A 16,495-nucleotide genomic window follows, 5' to 3' on the forward strand; every position below is an offset into this window, starting at 1 on the left:
CGTCCCATTTCATTCTGTCCTGCTGTCCTTCTGTCCTTCTGTCTTTTCTGTCCTTCTGTCTTTCTACTATTCCATCATTCCGTCATTCCGTCATTCCGTTCCGTCTAGCTTTCTACACCTCAAGCTCCCTCGTCTTAGCGAACGTACTCGAGCAATCTCGCAAGCGCGACTGCCGCTTCCGCGCGGGTGACCTTCGCCTGCGGCTTGAACTTGCCGCCATCTGCCGACAAGAGGCCGGTTGCGACTGCGGCTTCCACCGCAGGCAGCGCATCTGCCTTCACTTGCTTCGCATCCTTCAGCACCACTGCTTCAGGGTGCTTCACCGTCCGGCCCGTGCCAGCCTCATAGGCTTGCACCAGCAGCACAGCCAGCTGCTCGCGAGTGACAGCGCCATCGCCCAAATCCGCTGCCTTATAATCAGCAAGCGCTGCGACCGAACGCGATTGCACGTAAGTCGCTAAGCGGTTCAGCATCACTTCCAGCTCACCGCCGGCAAGCAAGCGCTTCGGAAGGAAGCTTCCATTCTCGCCTGTCACAATATGAGCGGCATACAGCGATTTCACTGCCTCATAAGCGAAGTGAGACTTCGTCACGTCGCTAAACGGCTGCGCATCGGTGCCGAGCAGAGAGGTTAGCGCCTCATATTTTGGCGTCTCCAGATTATCGAGAATATCCTCGGACGCTCCCCACATGCCATAACGGTTGTAGCCGCTCGTCAATGTGAAGTACATGAACATGTCGCCGTTCTGATCCAAGAAATTGTTTCCAACATCATACTTAACGAGATCTCCCATACGCTCCGAACGATGTGCAGCGATACGGTTCTCCACGTTGATCGTACTGCCGCCGCCGGAGTCCGGTCCGCCTTCATACGTGTACGATTTGAGGCCATACTGATCTGCCAAACTAATCAGTTCCTGTTTCGTTCCATCCGGACTGCTAAACCGTTTGCTGTCTTCCTGCATCGCCGTCAGTACTTCGGTTGTCGATGCTGCATCGCTTGCCGCGCTTGAATTAAAGTATGGCGCACTGGCGATCGCATAGAAATAGTTCTTCGGATCGCCGTGCACTTTGCTAACCCAGTTCAGCATATCCTCGTACTGATCCGGAATGATCGCGAACCAGCTGAGAACCGGTCTAACCCGCGTGTTTAGCGAGTCTTCGCCGAAGACGGTCTGGAACTGCTGACCGATCTCGATCAACCGCTGCGCAATCCGGTGGCGCGTCCAAGAACGCTTCTGCGGCGTATAGTCGCCATCGTTCGGATCGTCAAAATACGATTGCATCGTATACTGATTCAGCACCGATCCCTCTTTCGCCCCTTCAGCGATTGCCGCAGCTTTGTTGTAAGCCTGCTGACTGAACAGATCGTTCCACACTTCATTGGAGTACTCCAAGTAAATCTTGATACCCGGATTCAGCTTTTCTTTCAGCAGCGCTGCCAGCGACTTCACGTAGTCATCGCTTGCCGCAACCGGGATGTTGATCCAAATATCCTTGTTCGTTTGGTTAGCAAGCTCAATTACATACTCCCACGCTACTCCATGCGTCCCGTCTTGGAGCAGCTGCGTTGCATCTGTCGTCAGCTTACGATCGCTCCACTCGGTAACCGCCGGATAAGCGGGATTGTTGTTATTCGTGCTCAGCCAGTCCATGAAACGAAGCGTGCCAAACGGCTGAAGCGCCTGCAGAAACTCCTTCGTGAACGTATCTCCAGCAGAATAGCCCGGACGCAGGAGCTTCACATCGCTCACGCCGCCGCTTGTCTTCGTGAAGTTCATAAACAGCAAGCCATTACCTTTCGGCAGTACGATATCTGCCGTTGTCGTATTAGACTTCTTGTCATACTTTTGATTCTCTACCGTAAACGGACTCGAAGCATCCAAATTGCCAAGCACCGCTTGACCTTTGAACGACAGCTTGTACACGCCGCTGATGTCCGGGAATTGCTTCGTTGGATCATCGATATCATTGAGCCACGCCGCAACCGGGCGATGATCGAAGAATACGGTCGCCGCATCCTCAGTCGGCCAGCCATTGGCATCCACCTTCACGCCTTCGCTGCCGTCTGCTTTCACCCATTGCCGCAGCGTTTTAGCCGCATCCGCGAACTCGTATCCACGCCCGCCAAGACCTTCCAGACCGACACCGATTTGGCCCGGATACAGCTCTTTCGTCAGCGCAGGAAGCGGTGTTACCGTATGAACATTGAGTGTATTTGTTGCAAAAGAAGTCTGGCTTTCCTTAGCCGCAACAACTTTAAAGTTGTACGAACCGCCTGCTTCCAGCCCTTCCACCGTAAACGATGTATTCGCCGTATCACCGACTGCCTTATCATCCTGATATACGGTATATTTCACAGCCGGATTCCCTAGCGGCTTCTCCCACACCAGATCGACTGCGGTTTCCGAATTGTCCGTCGCATGCAGGAAAGCTGGCGCGATGGCCTCTTTCTTCACATCCTCCGCGCTCGAAACCTTCTCCAGCACAACATCATCCAGATAGAAATCTGCCCCTGACCACTTCACGAGCGTTAGATTCGAATTCGAGGTTGGCATTAGCTCAGGAGGCGCGGTAAATATCGTTTCGATATAGTGGTACTCCCCATCACTTTCAACAAAATCAAGCTGCTTCGAGAAATTCTTGCCAAGCGTCAGCTTCAAATTGCCGCCGGCATCCCCATTCACAAACTTGTACCATGCGCCAAAACGATACGTCCGATTCGGTTCAAGCGCACCGAAATCAAGTCCGGTAATGCCAAAGCCGGCAGGGATTTTCAAAGCCTGCTCTTTCCCATGTGGAGATTCCTTGCCGATATTAATATTGACCCAGTTCGGCCAACTTATGGCACCGCTTTCAAAATCACCATTAGGAACAAGATTCGCTCCGTAAACGACGCCGTCCGCCGAGGTAGCCCCAGCATCAGCCGCAAACGTATTCATAGGTGCAAGCATCATCATCGCCATTGCAAATGCGCCTATCCGCTTCTTCATGTCATCTTTCCTCTCTGCATATGTTTTCTCCTAAAGCTTACATTTCCTACTAATTGTACAATTGCCGCATGATCGTTACTATTGCATCCTATTTACTTTCCTTGCTATCCATTAACCTCTTCTCCCGCTACAAACAAAACAAGCCGGCACCCTAAAGGCACCGGCCTGTTCCATCACTCTAATCTACCAAAGGGGTTTACCAATTGTTCCCCGTACCCGTTGCCGTAAAGCTCGCCGAATCATTTTTAAACTTACCTGAAGGAGCTACATTTACCGTATTCGTGTTGAATGCAGCCGATCCATTTGCGGAACCTCTTACATAGACGCCATAGGTGCCTGAATTGTTAATCGTATTGGACGTGTAATTCACGACTGCACTTGCGCTTGCTTCCTCAATGAATACACCTGAATACGTGCTGCTGTCGATCACATTGCTGCTTACATTGACGGTTAATCCTTGAGCGAGACCGTTATTATTCACCCAATATCCCCAAATCGCCCCGATTTGGTAGCCATAATCATGATGGTACGAGCCGCTGCGAACCAGCTTGTTGTTCGTAATCGTAAGCGTGCCCGTAAACGCTATAGGTCCGTGGTTTGTGCCAAACTGGATGCCTGAGCCGTTATCAACGATATCCAGGATGAGGTTATTGCTTACCGTATTATTTTTGCCACCGTAAATGCCGATGCCGTTCGCCAGGTTCGGAATCTGCACCGTGTTATAGCGGAATGTGCTGCTTTCAACCGTTCCCGTACCGCCATTCAACGATTTGGACCACATCGCCATACCGTCATCGCCATTATTACGGAAGTTGCTTTGCTCCACAATCGTATTAATCGTGCCTCCGTTAATGTTGATTCCATCCGCCCAAGTGTCCCGTACCCTTAGTTTGGAAACGAGCGCATTTGCCGTTCCTTCATTCAACCATAGACCGACCTTCGTATGCTCCATCCAAATATTCATGATCGTAGAGTTGAGTGCATTTCCTTCAATCCCGGCAATCCCCGTCGCATTCGAACGATAGGTTTCCTCAGCCTTGATCATGAAATCGGAAAGCGTCACATTCCCGCCTTGCAATAGAATGCCGGCATACGCGCCTTGCAGCGTCGAACGCCACATGCCTGCACCTTTGACGGACACACCGCTTGGCAGTTTAATTTTGGTCGTACCTCTTGTTCCTGTTTTAAAGTCGAAGGTGCCCTCAGGGATCCATACGCCTTTAATGGAAGTGCCATTCACAGCCGCAATTGCGGAGGTCATAGCTGCCGTGTCATCTACGCCATCATTGGCCGTTGCCCCATAATTCGTAATCGACACATAATCCGATGGCTTCGTAAGTGCCGCAGTGACTGCTTCTGTCTCGATTAAATCAATCAGCACGTAGGTGTTTCCCGAAGGATTGGAATCATTGGCATCCCACTGGAGCTTGATCTTCGTACCTGCCACATATTGCTGACCCAGAAGGACACGGCTTTCGTCAAAATAACGATGGTGGTTGATTCCCGGCGTATTCGACCACTGCATTTCAGCGCCGTCAGAACCATATTGTCCATATTGGTGGGAGTATCGGTTTGTTAACGAAATATCTGCCGCATGGGTGGTGCCCGCATAGAGGCTAATATTTTGAGAAATATCTGAACCCGATGCACTATCTGGCATCGAGTATCGCACTACAATACCTTGTGCAGGGTTACTCAGCGTTAGTTCAACGGATTGCCCTTGTGCTAGACGTACTGCTTTTCTTCCTGAAGCTTCCGATTCCGCTGTCGTCCATGTTGTGCTTGGACCCGTTACGGATCCGCCGACAATCGTTAAGTCCTCTGCTTCATAGCTGTCGTAAGGCACGGTTGCGCCATAGTTCTGAACGACTCCGATAGTCAGACTCTTGCTATAGCTGTTGTTGTTCTCATCCAACTCGCTGATTAGCGATGTCTCGTCTACAACAACGTTCACCGTATGAATACCGTTTACGGCTGTCCATGACCCGGAGTTCTGCGTAAGCGTTACGGAAGCACCTGCTGCAATGGATGTGGTGTAGTTAATGACTGAGCTTACTTTGGTACCGTTTACATAGAACGATACATTGCTTGCCGTTCCAGCGGTTGTAGCTGCTGTTCCTTGATTCTTCACTACTGCACTGAAAGTGACAGCGTTCCCTGCAGCAGGAGAGGCAGGTGACCATGTAACATCCGTTACGACTAGGTCAGGCTTGCTAGGTACGCTTACTAGAATGCTTTCATCGAGGGTGTTATTGTTATCATTCGATTCCGTTATTCGGTTAATGTCATCCACAAAAGCTCTTACGGTCTGAGTGCCGGCCGCAGCCGTCCAGGTAGCTTTGCTGTTTGGTCCTCCTGTAGCCGTTACCGTAACGGAGCTGCCCGCCGGAATGGAGGACGTGTAGTTGTCACTCCAGTTCACGGATGTCCCGTTAATGGAGAAAACGACGCCGTGTATCGTTCCAGCTGGAGTCGCAGCGGTACCTTGGTTCTTAAGGACAGCGCTGAAGGTCACTTCATTGCCTGTCTGAGGAGAAGCCGGTGACCAGGAAACATCGGTTACGATCAGGTCTACTGTTCCAGCACCTGCTCCAGGTGTGATGGTTTTGTCAAACGTGTTGTTCGACTCGTTGGATTCCGCAATTCTATTCACGTCATCAATAAAAGCTCGCACCGTATGGGTACCGGATGCTGCAGTCCACGAAGACTTGGCGTTTGGACCTCCTGTAGCCGTTACCGTAACGGACGCACCTGCAGCCAAGGAAGAGGTGTAATTGTCACTCCAGTTGACGGATGTCCCATCCACGGTAAACAACACGCCGTGAATCGTACCAGCCGGAGTTGCTGCTGTTCCTTGGTTCTTGATGACAGCACGAAACGTAACTTCATTGCCTGTCTGAGGAGAAGCCGGCGTCCACGTAATATCGGTTACTACCAAGTCAGGCGTTCCCGAGCTGGATAAGGTTATGCTTTGGTTCCAAGTATTGTTGCTTTCATTGGATTCGGCAATTCGGTTCACATCATCCACATAAGCGCTCACGGTATGCGTTCCGGAAGTTGATGTCCATGAGGCTTTAGCGCTCGGACCTCCTGTGGCCGTCACCGTTACGGATGCACCCGCCGCGATGGAAGAGGTGTAATTGTCACTCCAGCTTACGGACGTACCATCTACCGTAAATAACACACCGTGAACAACGCCTGCCGGACTCGGATCAGCACCTTGATTCTTAATCGTGGCGCTGAAGGTTACCTCATTGCCAGTCTGAGGTGAAGCCGGCGTCCATGTAATGCCCGTTACCACCAAATCAGGTCCGCCAGCCGCTTTCGCCAGATGCGGAAAAATGACCAATTGTGAAAAGATAAGTGCCACAACCATTAAATATACGGATATTTTGCTTCTACTACGCATTAACAAACCTCCTCAATGTTTTCGATCCAAGCCGCGGAATACATACAGCTATGTAATTCTGTACCTTAGCTACCATACTAACTTTGCTGACTGGCCCCACCTCCTTAACGATTTGCGCCAAAGGAAGTCCACTCGCCTCCCCCTTTTGATAGGAAGGGCGAGTGGAATGGTACGACTATGATTCCTCTAGTTCTGGAATGCCAATGGTTTCAACAGATTCGTCAGCATCAAGGCCGCTTCAGCCCGCGTTGCCTGCTCCTTCGGTCCGATGCTGCCATCCGAATGACCTTGGACAACCTTCAGCGCGACCGCTTCTTTGATCGATGGAAGCGACCATGCGGCGATTTGATTCGCATCCTTAAATGATAAGTTCTGTACCGCTGTCGAATCCTTGGCATGGCCTGCAGCACGATATGCCCGCATTAGCATAACCATCATTTCCTCCCTGGTAATCAACTCTTTCGGGCGGAAGGTGTCGTCTGTATAACCGCTAATAATGCCTGCTTTCACTGCAGCGCCGACTGCTCCGTTGTACCAAGCATCTGACGGTATGTCTTTGAATCGGTTTGTTGCAACCGCTGGAAGTCCCAGCGCCTCGGCTATCATTTTCGTAAATTCAGCACGGGTTACGGCTTGAGTCGGCCTGAAGGTCTCGCCATCCGATCCGGACACGATCCGCCTCGAAGCCAAAGCATGAATAGCTGCCTCTGCCCAATGTCCTTGCAAATCCTTGAATGAAACTTGCTGGTCGATGACGGCATACAGGCTGTTCGTTACGCTCTGAATGGTCGCTTCTACCGTTCCATCTGCTAGTTTAGTAAAGTGCGTCGGAACATGGCGCCACTGCTTGGCAGCCTCGTCATAGACGACGCCGGTTGCCGTATCGAATGAAATCTCACCGCTGACCGGGATCACTCTAGTGAAATACATGCCGCCTAGATCATGCAGATCTACAGCTGCTGATCCTTTAGCCTCCACGGATAAACGGAACTCATAGATGTCGCTGCGTAATTCGGTCCCTGTTGTACCAGCAGCTGGGTTGCCCGCCTCACCAGGCTCTAGATGCCGGATGAAAATCCGCAGTTCTGCATCTGCGTCCACTGGGAGCAACGCCGCAATCTTGCTAAGTGAAAGCACATAGGATGCCCCGCCATGGTTAATCACGATGCTGGTGTCTGCTGTAACTTTAGCGCCTTCACGCAGAATCGCGGCTGGCAGTACGACCTCAGCGGCTGGCTCCTTCGAACCTGTCGCAATGACCAGCTCCTTGGCCTCGCTTCCGCTTTGCAGCTCAAGTAATTTGCGCTTCAGCACAGCTTGATCCACTGTAAATACCGGTATGCCCTGCGCTGTCTCGCTTTCACGAATCCACGTGTTCTCAGCGTCGCCTGCTGGCACAGTCGTCGGCAATACCGACGCGGTCGTGAAGGAAGCCGTAAGTGGAACCGCTGTCCAGTTACCGGAAGAGTCGCGTGCATCTACATGGACAACATACGCCGTCCCCGAAGCCAAATCCGTTATCTTCAGTTGAAGCATGTCTGCAGATACGGTCCGGTACTTCCCGCCCCATGTAACGCGGTATGCCGAGACACCGCTGTCATCTTGTGCAGCCGGCCATTCAACGGTCCAAGCTGTGCCCGTATCCGCCGTCAACCTCAGCTCGCTGGTTTCATTCCACGCCGGAGCTGTCTTATCCGTGACCTCCAAGGTGAACACTCTGGCAATCATGTCTTTCGTAACTGTCAGCGTCGTTCTGCCAGCTCGTTTCGCAGTTACCAAACCGGCTTCACTTACGAATGCGATCTCTGGATCGGAGATCGACCAGTTGACTCCCTCTGTAACCGGAAGTTGATTCTCAATAACAGCTGCTTGCTGGCCCGTTCCTGCTTCCAGGCGGTAAGAAGCATCCGAAGTAGAAACGCCGTCCAGCAGCACTTCGTATGGCTCCTCGTCAAAGTTAAACCCGGCATCCTTTGTCAGGAATTCAAAACCTTGCGCCCCGTCCATAAATTCACCGACACGGACACCTCTGACGACGGTATTCCCGAACATAGCCATGCCGCTAATATTACCGGCTGCATGGATGCCCCAAGTTCCGGCTCCGTCCACTACGTTATTCTCAAACACGATGCCTTCCGTTGCTTTCTCACCGAGCAGCGATATGCCTTGGTAGGTGCTGTCTTGAATGAGATTGTTCCGGATCGCAATGTTCCCGGTCATCTCCCTGCTGTCGGTGAACAGGAACAATCCGCCGAAGTCTGCCGGCCAGTTGTACTCCCGTCCTCCGGTTCGAAGCAGCGTGTTGCGTTCAACGATTGTCTCACCCTCGAAGGCTTGCGGGTTATGGCGCGTACTTACGCTTATGCCCGCACCGAAGGCTACCGTATCCGTAACCAGATTATCGGTTACTCGAATATCTTGGCCGCCGTAAACCGCAATATTGTTGGAGAGCCAAGGCAGTTCTGCCGTATTGAACCGGAACGTATTGCCTACCGACTGTTCGCCGTTTGCCCATATCGCGAGGGCGTCGTCCCCGGTATTGCGCAATTGGCTCTGCTCGACCACGGAATGTTTCGTGCCTGTACTGAAGTTGATGCCGTCCGCAAAGGTGTTGCGGATTTGAACACCGGCAATGTACAGGCCGTCCGTCGCAAGCGACGAGCCGTCACCAAGCTCTTGTCGCGTGACCCAAATTCCGGCCTTCGTATGATCGATTCGAACCTGCTGGATGGTCGATCCTACGCCAAAGGTGCCGTCGAAGCCGGACTTCTGCTCTTCATCCCGTCTTGCGGTAACTTCACCGTCAATCGCCAAATCAAATACCTGAATGTGATTGCCTATCCCCATAAATCCGCCGCCTGCCAGCACGGTATGCCATTTGCCCGCACCGCGGATCGTAATATCCGCCAGCTCGATTGGCCCGCTATCCACGCGGAAGGTTCCTTTTGGAATCCATACCCCTTTGCCTTGCTGCTTTGCCGCCGTAATCGCACTTCGGACCGCTTCCGTATCATCTTGATCGTCATCCGGAACCGCACCGAATTCGGCAGCGGACAGGAAGCCCGCCGGCATCTCATAAGGAGCATCAGCCCAATCCGCTTCGATCAAATCCACAAGGATGTAGTCCGCGTCACTGTCCGCTTCTTTGCGAAGCTCAAGCGTCGCTCTTGCCGGAAGATTGCCGAGCTCAAAGCTGCTTTCATCGAAGAAACGATGTGCATCGCCATCTTCCGGACGGTTCGTCCATGGATAGGAGCCGTATACCCATGCGTACTTGGAGGTCAAATCAATATCGGACTGCTTCTCTCCGTTGATATACAAACCAACCTTCGACTCCGCTCCGGCTCCGTCAGCGGAATCCGGAATGGAATAGCGTACCGTTACCCGGTTAGCAGGATGGTTCAGCGTGAATGACACCCGATCTCCCGTCTCACTGAGGCGTACCGCTTGCCTGCCGGACGCCTCGGAAACCGCTGCATGATAGGTCCGATCCGGCCCGAGAATTTCGCCATTCGTGTTCGCGTGCTCTGCTTCCAATCGATCATAGGTCACACTTGCTCCCCTATAAGCAGGAGACACTGCGTTCTTCAGAGTCAATCGATCTAAGAAAACGGAGCCCGTGTCCCCAGTTCCATACTCAATCGTTACTGTATTCAAGCCTCTGCGAAGCTTCAGCTTCAGATTTAACGCCTTCCATTCATCCCAAGACGATCCCGCGCCGAAGCTAAGACTGTCCGCTTTCACCCCATTAACTTTTGCCGTTAATCGCTTACCAGACTCAGAACCGTTCGCATAACGCAGCACCGCATCATACTCGCCTGCTTGATCTGCGAATACGGAGAATACCGCCGCATCACCGACGCTCTGGAATCCTTCTAAAAACCCTGTACCTGTATAGCCCTTCGCCTCTATTGAAGCTGCCGCTCCACCGTTCACGAAAGCTTGCTCTGCCTCATAGTCTACGTCCATCTTCACCGGAACAAAGGTAACCATCTGTCCGTCAGCTGGCGAATCGGCCTGCCCCGCCACTAGTGCAATCCCGCTTCCTGAAACCTGAAGCAGCATACCCACTTCATCCACATTCTCCAGCAAGGCCTTGCCATTCCGTTCCGTCATGCGCCACTGCATAGCTGTCTCCGAAGCCGTGTCGACTCCTATGGACGGATGCATGACAAGCTCACCATCCTGAGCGGCCAAATACTCCCCTGATGCCAGATTACGAATCAGCTTGTAGCCGTTCTCATCCTGAAGTAACCAATCCAAATGCGTGGAGCCCGCATCCGATGCCGTCGTACCTGGAACACCGTTCAGGTCTGCAACTGCTTTACCGCTTGCTTCATTCACAAGCTTGAAATAGCCTGCATCTGTCCGTCCGGTCCAGATCGACTCGGAGCCGCTGCCGCCATCCGGAATGCTGCCTTCCTCCGGCGCGGTCTCCAAGACCCACTGCAGTGCCGGGGATTCAATCGAACGAAGTCCAAGCTGCACGAATCCCATCCGATCCTGCACATGGGCATATTCCAACGGACGCTCCACACTGCGCAGCAGCAGGTTCGAATTGCCCTGCGCCGTTTCCACCGCCCATTGATCGGCAGCGGTACTGACGGCTACCGGTTTGCCTTGGAGATACGGGAGCTTAGCGTCCATGACTATGGCATGACCAGTCGCTCGGTTGACCAGTTGATAATGGCCTTCCGTCTGTCCGAGCTTGCTGAAATTCCAGTGAGCACGGGCATCATCTGCAGCCTCAGATCCATAGAGAACAACGCCATGCTCGTTCTCCAGCATATATAAGCCCGTATCCGCATTCTTCAGACGGACAAATTCATCCGGCAGCACCGTCTCCGAAGACGCAGGCGCATCCTCCGCTACCCACTGTGCGCTTCCCCAGAACTCGGGAATATTGCTGGATTGGGCGTAACCCAAATTGTCTTCCACATGTATCACTTGATCCGTCTGATAGCCATTTCTGAACACATATACACCTGTGGAAGGCTCCGTTACAGTCCACTTGGCACTGGTCCAACTCTCCTCAACATCCGTGCTGCGCAGCGGATTCTTGTGAGGTTCCGGCCCTTCCTGCATGCCCTCTACATTCATGGAATGACCCGTAGACCGGTTCTTGATTCGCATCAATCCGTTGCCTGCATCCACCAGCTGCCAGTGGGACAACGCGTTGTCCACCCCTGCATCACCGGCTATGACTTGACCGTTCTCTTCGACCAAATACGAGCCTCTGTAGCTATTTTTCAACCGAATATAATGGGGAATATCTTGATCGCGCACCGGAATGAATGACCATTTCGGACTGCCCCACTCTGCGGGAATCGACCCATACTGTACGAAACCAAGCTTCTTCTCCACATGGAGATACAAGTCGCCTTCCACCGAAGCGCTGCGAATCAGCTTGTTGCCTTCCGTATTCAAGTTGTCGATAATGAGCTGCTCCGAGGGCTGGCTCTCGTCCGCCGCCACGACCTTTACCGGCATTTGGTCAGAAGTAATGCCGGACAAGCTGATATAATGACCGGTCTCTCGATTTTGCAGCCGCTGAACCCCGTCCTCCTTCACAACCAACCAATGCGAAGCACGATTGGCAAGCAGCGCATTGCCGTATTTCAGTTCGCCATTGTCTTCAATCATATACAGGCCGAGCCAGTCATTCTTGATGCGAACATAGGCCGGGCCCGACTCTCCCGGATCTGGATTCGGATTGTACGGCTCCTTCACGGTTACCGTTTCGATCGCCCACTGCGGGGTTCCCCAATCAGGCGGAATAACGCCTCCTTGGGCATAGCCGGTGTTGTCCTGCACATGAATATAGCGATTCGCATCGACCGCGGATTGGATGACATAGAAGCCGGCATTAACGGCATCTAAAATCTTCCACTGCACGTACGCCGGATTGTCGCCAACGTCCAGCAGCTCGACCGGGCTCGCCCAATCCGTCCAATGCTCAACCGACATGAATTGGCCGGTTGCTCGGTTCTTGATCCTCACCTGCTCGCCGTCTTGTTCGATCGCCCAATGGGAAGCCGGATCTGCCGGATCAGGATTGCCATAGCCGACTTTACCGTCTTTCGCCATTAAGTATTTATCCGGGTCTGCCGGATTGGGCTTATAGTAGTTCTTGAACCGGACATAGTCGGTTACCGGCGTCAGCTTCCACTGAGCGGAACCCCATTCTGGCGGTATTGAGCTGGATTGGGCATAACCCGTCTTATCCTCCATATGTAGATAATTCGCTGCATCCACCTTGCTTTGGATGTTCACAAACCCGTTTGTAACCGCATTCATAACATGCCATTCCAAAACGAATGAACCTGCGCCTGCATCCGACAGTTGAACAGGGCTTGCGTAGTTCCCCCAATTCTCAACAGACATATAAGTGCCCGTTTCACGATTCTTGATCCGAACGGTCCCTGCCTCTCCCTCTGAGGAGACTACTTCCAACTCCCACTGTGACGCTTGGTCCGTCTCTTCAGGCGTACCGTAAGCGACTTTCCCATCTTCCGAGGCAAACAGTATCTTCCCCGTGTAATTGTTCTGTATCCGTACGAATTGAGACTGACTTCCATCTACTAAACTGGCAGCCTCTGCAGTCTGAGCTCCCCCACCGGGAAAAACAGGGAAGTAAGTGCCCAGCACAAACAGGACCATAACGAGCATCGATAATCGGCGCATCTGGCTTTTCCGCATGAATAGACTCCACCTTGATTAAATTTTGGGCTTCCTAATGCTCGGAGTCCGGGCAACCCCGGACTCCGTTCCTTTAATGCGTATAAATCAGGTATTCCCATGGCGCTAACTCGACTGGCTGTTCTGCTTGGACATCCACTGCTGCCCCTGAAGGAAACGCCTTATAGCTTCCTGCGACTCCCCCCATTTGAATCGTGCTCTTCACGCTTTCGCCCGACAAATTCATAACGACGATTACTGTATTACTGTCTTTCGTTCTCTCAAAAACAAGGATATCGCCGTTGTCGCCGGCCGCTAAGGTGCGATAAGCTCCTCCTGAATTGCCGTTCCATAGTGCCGGATTGTCATGCTTCAATTGAATGAGCTCCTTGTACAACACCGTCATCGACGCAGACAAATCGCCGTTCCAAGCAATCTCATCCTTCTCGAAGAACTGGAGCCGCTTGTTCAATCCGGCTTCCTGTCCCGAGTAGATCAAAGGCATGCCCGGCATGGTGAAACTGAGTGCCGCCAGCGGTTTCACCGCATCTTTCAGCCTTTCATATTCCGTCCCTGTCCAGGAGTTCTCGTCATGATTGGACGTGAAGTTCAGCGGGTAGGTTCCGCCGGGATACGTCTTCGCAAGCCGCTCCCCGTACTTCTTCACTTGATCCGCATTGCCAAGTCCTTTGGCAATCCGATTCATGATGTTGTACAACTGCCAGCCGTAATTGGAATTGAACGCATGCTTTAAGAGTCCAATCTGCTGATCATCCTCCGCCAGCATGTAGACCGGCTTGATCTGCTCCAGCTCCACGCGTGCCTTCTCCCAGAAAGCCGTCGGCACGCCGCCGGCATAATCGCAGCGGTAGCCGTCAATATCGAATTCCGAGACCCAATACTTAAGGGCATCAATCATCGCCGCCTGCATGTCCGAATTGTCAAAATTCAGATCCGCTACATCCGTCCAATTCGTACCCGGAGGCTGCACGATATGGCCATTCTCATCCGTCGTATACCAGCCCGGATTTGCTATCCAAGGATTGTCCCAGCCTGTATGATTGGCCACCCAATCCAGCATGACCTTGAAGCCCATTTCATGGGCCTTGTTCACCAGTGCCCTGAAATCCGCCTCCGTCCCAAACTCCGGATTGACCACTTTGTAATCGTCAACCGCATAATAGGACCCTAAGGTTCCGTTGCGGTTCTTCTTGGAGATGGGGTGAATGGGCATGAGCCATAAGATATCCACGCCAAGCTCCTTGAGCCGCGGCAGATGGGCTTCAAAGGCTTTGAACGTCCCTTCCTTCGTGTATTGCCGCACATTCACCTCGTACATAACGGCATTATCAGACCAAGCCGGAACCGCGGTTCCTTGGCTAGTCTGCTTCTGTTTCTTATCCTGATCCTGCTTCTGATCAGTCAATGCCTTCACCTCCGCTTCGCGATTCGAGCTGCTGCAGGCGGAAGCCAGGCAAGCCAAGCTGAGCAGACAAACCGCCAGAGGCAGAGCAACAAAGCGTTTCATGACTCACCATCCGTTCGCTTATTAACCTTTTACGGAGCCAAGGGTAATCCCTTTGACGAAGTACTTTTGCAAGAAGGGGTAAATGACAAGCAGCGGCAGCATGGAAATGAAGATTTTGGCCGCATTAAGCGTCTGGTTGGATAACTCGGACATTCGTTTGACCGATTCCTCATCCATCTTGGTCGGATCGATCACCACCGCGACCTGCCGGATGTAGGATTGCAGCGGATAGTGAACCGATTTATTCATCAGCACGAGCGCTTGGAAAAACTCGTTCCAGTGGTACACGATCGTAAACACGAGCACGGTAGCGAGCACCGGCATCGCCAGCGGCAAGAAGATGCTGAACAATATTCGCCATGGGCCTGCACCGTCCATTAAAGCGGACTCTTCCACTTCCTTGGGCATATTCCGGAAATAGTTCATGACGAGAATGACATTAAATACAGGCAATCCCCCGCCTAGCACCAAGCCCCAGATGCTGTTGATCATGCCGAGCGATTTCATCGTCAGATACCAAGGCACTAAGCCTCCGTTGAACAGCATCGCGAAGACCAGAAGCCACATGATCACGTTTCTGGCTTTAAATTCCTTTCCGCTCTTCGAAAGCGGATAGGCCATTAAGAGAATAACGAAGAAGGAGATGACAGATCCATAGAGGACCCGCTGCACGGAAATAAAGAACGATTTGAAAAATTGGCCGTCATGCATGATCGACTCATAAGAACCAAACGTGAAACCTTTAGGCCACAAGAACACCTGTCCTGCCGACGCCGCAGCTTTATCGCTTAATGAGATGGATAAGGTATACCAGACCGGCAACAAGCACAAACTCATGACCGCCAAGAGGAGAACGATATTTAACCCGTTAAAAAGTCTGGAAACCGCTGAACGCTCGGTAATCATCATGCTTTCATCCTTTACCTTAGAAAATTCGGTAGTTTGCAAACCGGTAAGCCAAGCTGTACGAAACCGCAATTAAGACGAATCCGACAACCGATTTCAATAGCCCCACCGCCGTTGCTAAGCCATACTGCATGTCAATGAGTCCTGCCCGGTACACCCAAGTATCGATAATATCGCCAGTCGAATAGACTGTCGGGTTATACAAGTTGAAGATTTGATCGAAGCCCGCGTTTAGAATATTGCCCATACTTAGAGTCGCAAGAAGCACAGCAACCGGTATGATGCTCGGAAGGGTAATGCGGGTCAATCGCTTCCACTGGGAAGCCCCGTCAATCGCAGCAGCCTCGTACATCTCCGGGTTAATCGACGTTAAGGCAGCGAAGAAGATGATGGCGTTGAAGCCGAATTCCTTCCACACATCACTTCCGACAACAAGCGCAGGGAAGATCTGCGCATCCGCAAAGAACAACACGTTATCGATTCCAAGACCGGTTAATACTTGATTCACCGGACCCGAATACGAGAAAATATCCAGCATCATACCCGCAACAATAACCCAGGATAGGAAATGGGGCAGATACACGACCGTCTGAACCGCACGGGTAAACACTCTATTCTTTACTTCATTCAGCATAAGCGCAAATGCTAATGGAACAACGAGATTGCCCACCATTTTGGCTAATGCAATGAAGATCGTATTCCGGAAAATAATCTTACTGTCATCAAGCTCAAACATGTATTGAAAATTTTCTAAGCCGATCCAGGGGGACTTCAGGATACCCATGCCCGGATTAAAATCTTTAAAGGCCGTCATGATGCCGTACATAGGAAACAGATTATAGAAGAACAACCAAATCAGTCCGGGCAATAGCATGAGATAATAATGTTTCGCGAATCCTCTGTTCGTCTGCATCCTTGATTTCCCCTTATTAGGAAGTCAAGACGAGTAGCGAGTACCCGTCTTGACCAGTTTCTGGAAGA

Annotated in this window: 6 protein-coding genes; all 6 read right to left on the minus strand. The window is 51.9% G+C overall.

The annotated features are described in order from the left end of the window. Nucleotides 1-134 precede the first annotated feature (134 nt). Nucleotides 135-2,993: an S-layer homology domain-containing protein gene (locus tag AC506A_RS16875; protein ID WP_495462177.1), complete on the minus strand. Its 2,859-nt coding sequence runs from the start codon at nucleotides 2,991-2,993 to the stop codon at nucleotides 135-137. A gap of 196 nt (nucleotides 2,994-3,189) precedes the next feature. Further along, complete coding sequence (locus tag AC506A_RS16880) at nucleotides 3,190-6,402, minus strand: CARDB domain-containing protein (protein ID WP_495462178.1); 3,213 nt, start codon at nucleotides 6,400-6,402, stop codon at nucleotides 3,190-3,192. 186 nt (nucleotides 6,403-6,588) lie between these two features. Next, nucleotides 6,589-13,101 carry an S-layer homology domain-containing protein gene (locus AC506A_RS16885; protein WP_495462179.1) on the minus strand — a complete coding sequence of 2,171 codons (6,513 nt, stop codon included), beginning with the start codon at nucleotides 13,099-13,101 and terminating at the stop codon, nucleotides 6,589-6,591. A gap of 73 nt (nucleotides 13,102-13,174) precedes the next feature. Next, nucleotides 13,175-14,608, minus strand: coding sequence for an alpha-amylase family glycosyl hydrolase (locus tag AC506A_RS16890; RefSeq protein ID WP_495462180.1), 1,434 nt, complete (start codon nucleotides 14,606-14,608; stop codon nucleotides 13,175-13,177). Nucleotides 14,609-14,629: 21 nt separating this feature from the next. After that, on the minus strand, nucleotides 14,630-15,514 hold the full coding sequence (locus AC506A_RS16895) for a carbohydrate ABC transporter permease (RefSeq protein WP_495462429.1): 885 nt from the start codon (nucleotides 15,512-15,514) through the stop codon (nucleotides 14,630-14,632). A 19-nt stretch (nucleotides 15,515-15,533) separates the two neighbouring features. Further along, nucleotides 15,534-16,427 (minus strand): ABC transporter permease, encoded by an 894-nt coding sequence (locus AC506A_RS16900; protein ID WP_495462181.1) that lies wholly within the window; start codon nucleotides 16,425-16,427, stop codon nucleotides 15,534-15,536. Nucleotides 16,428-16,495 lie beyond the last annotated feature (68 nt).

It is taken from the genome of Paenibacillus sp. N22P23 (assembly GCF_059383735.1).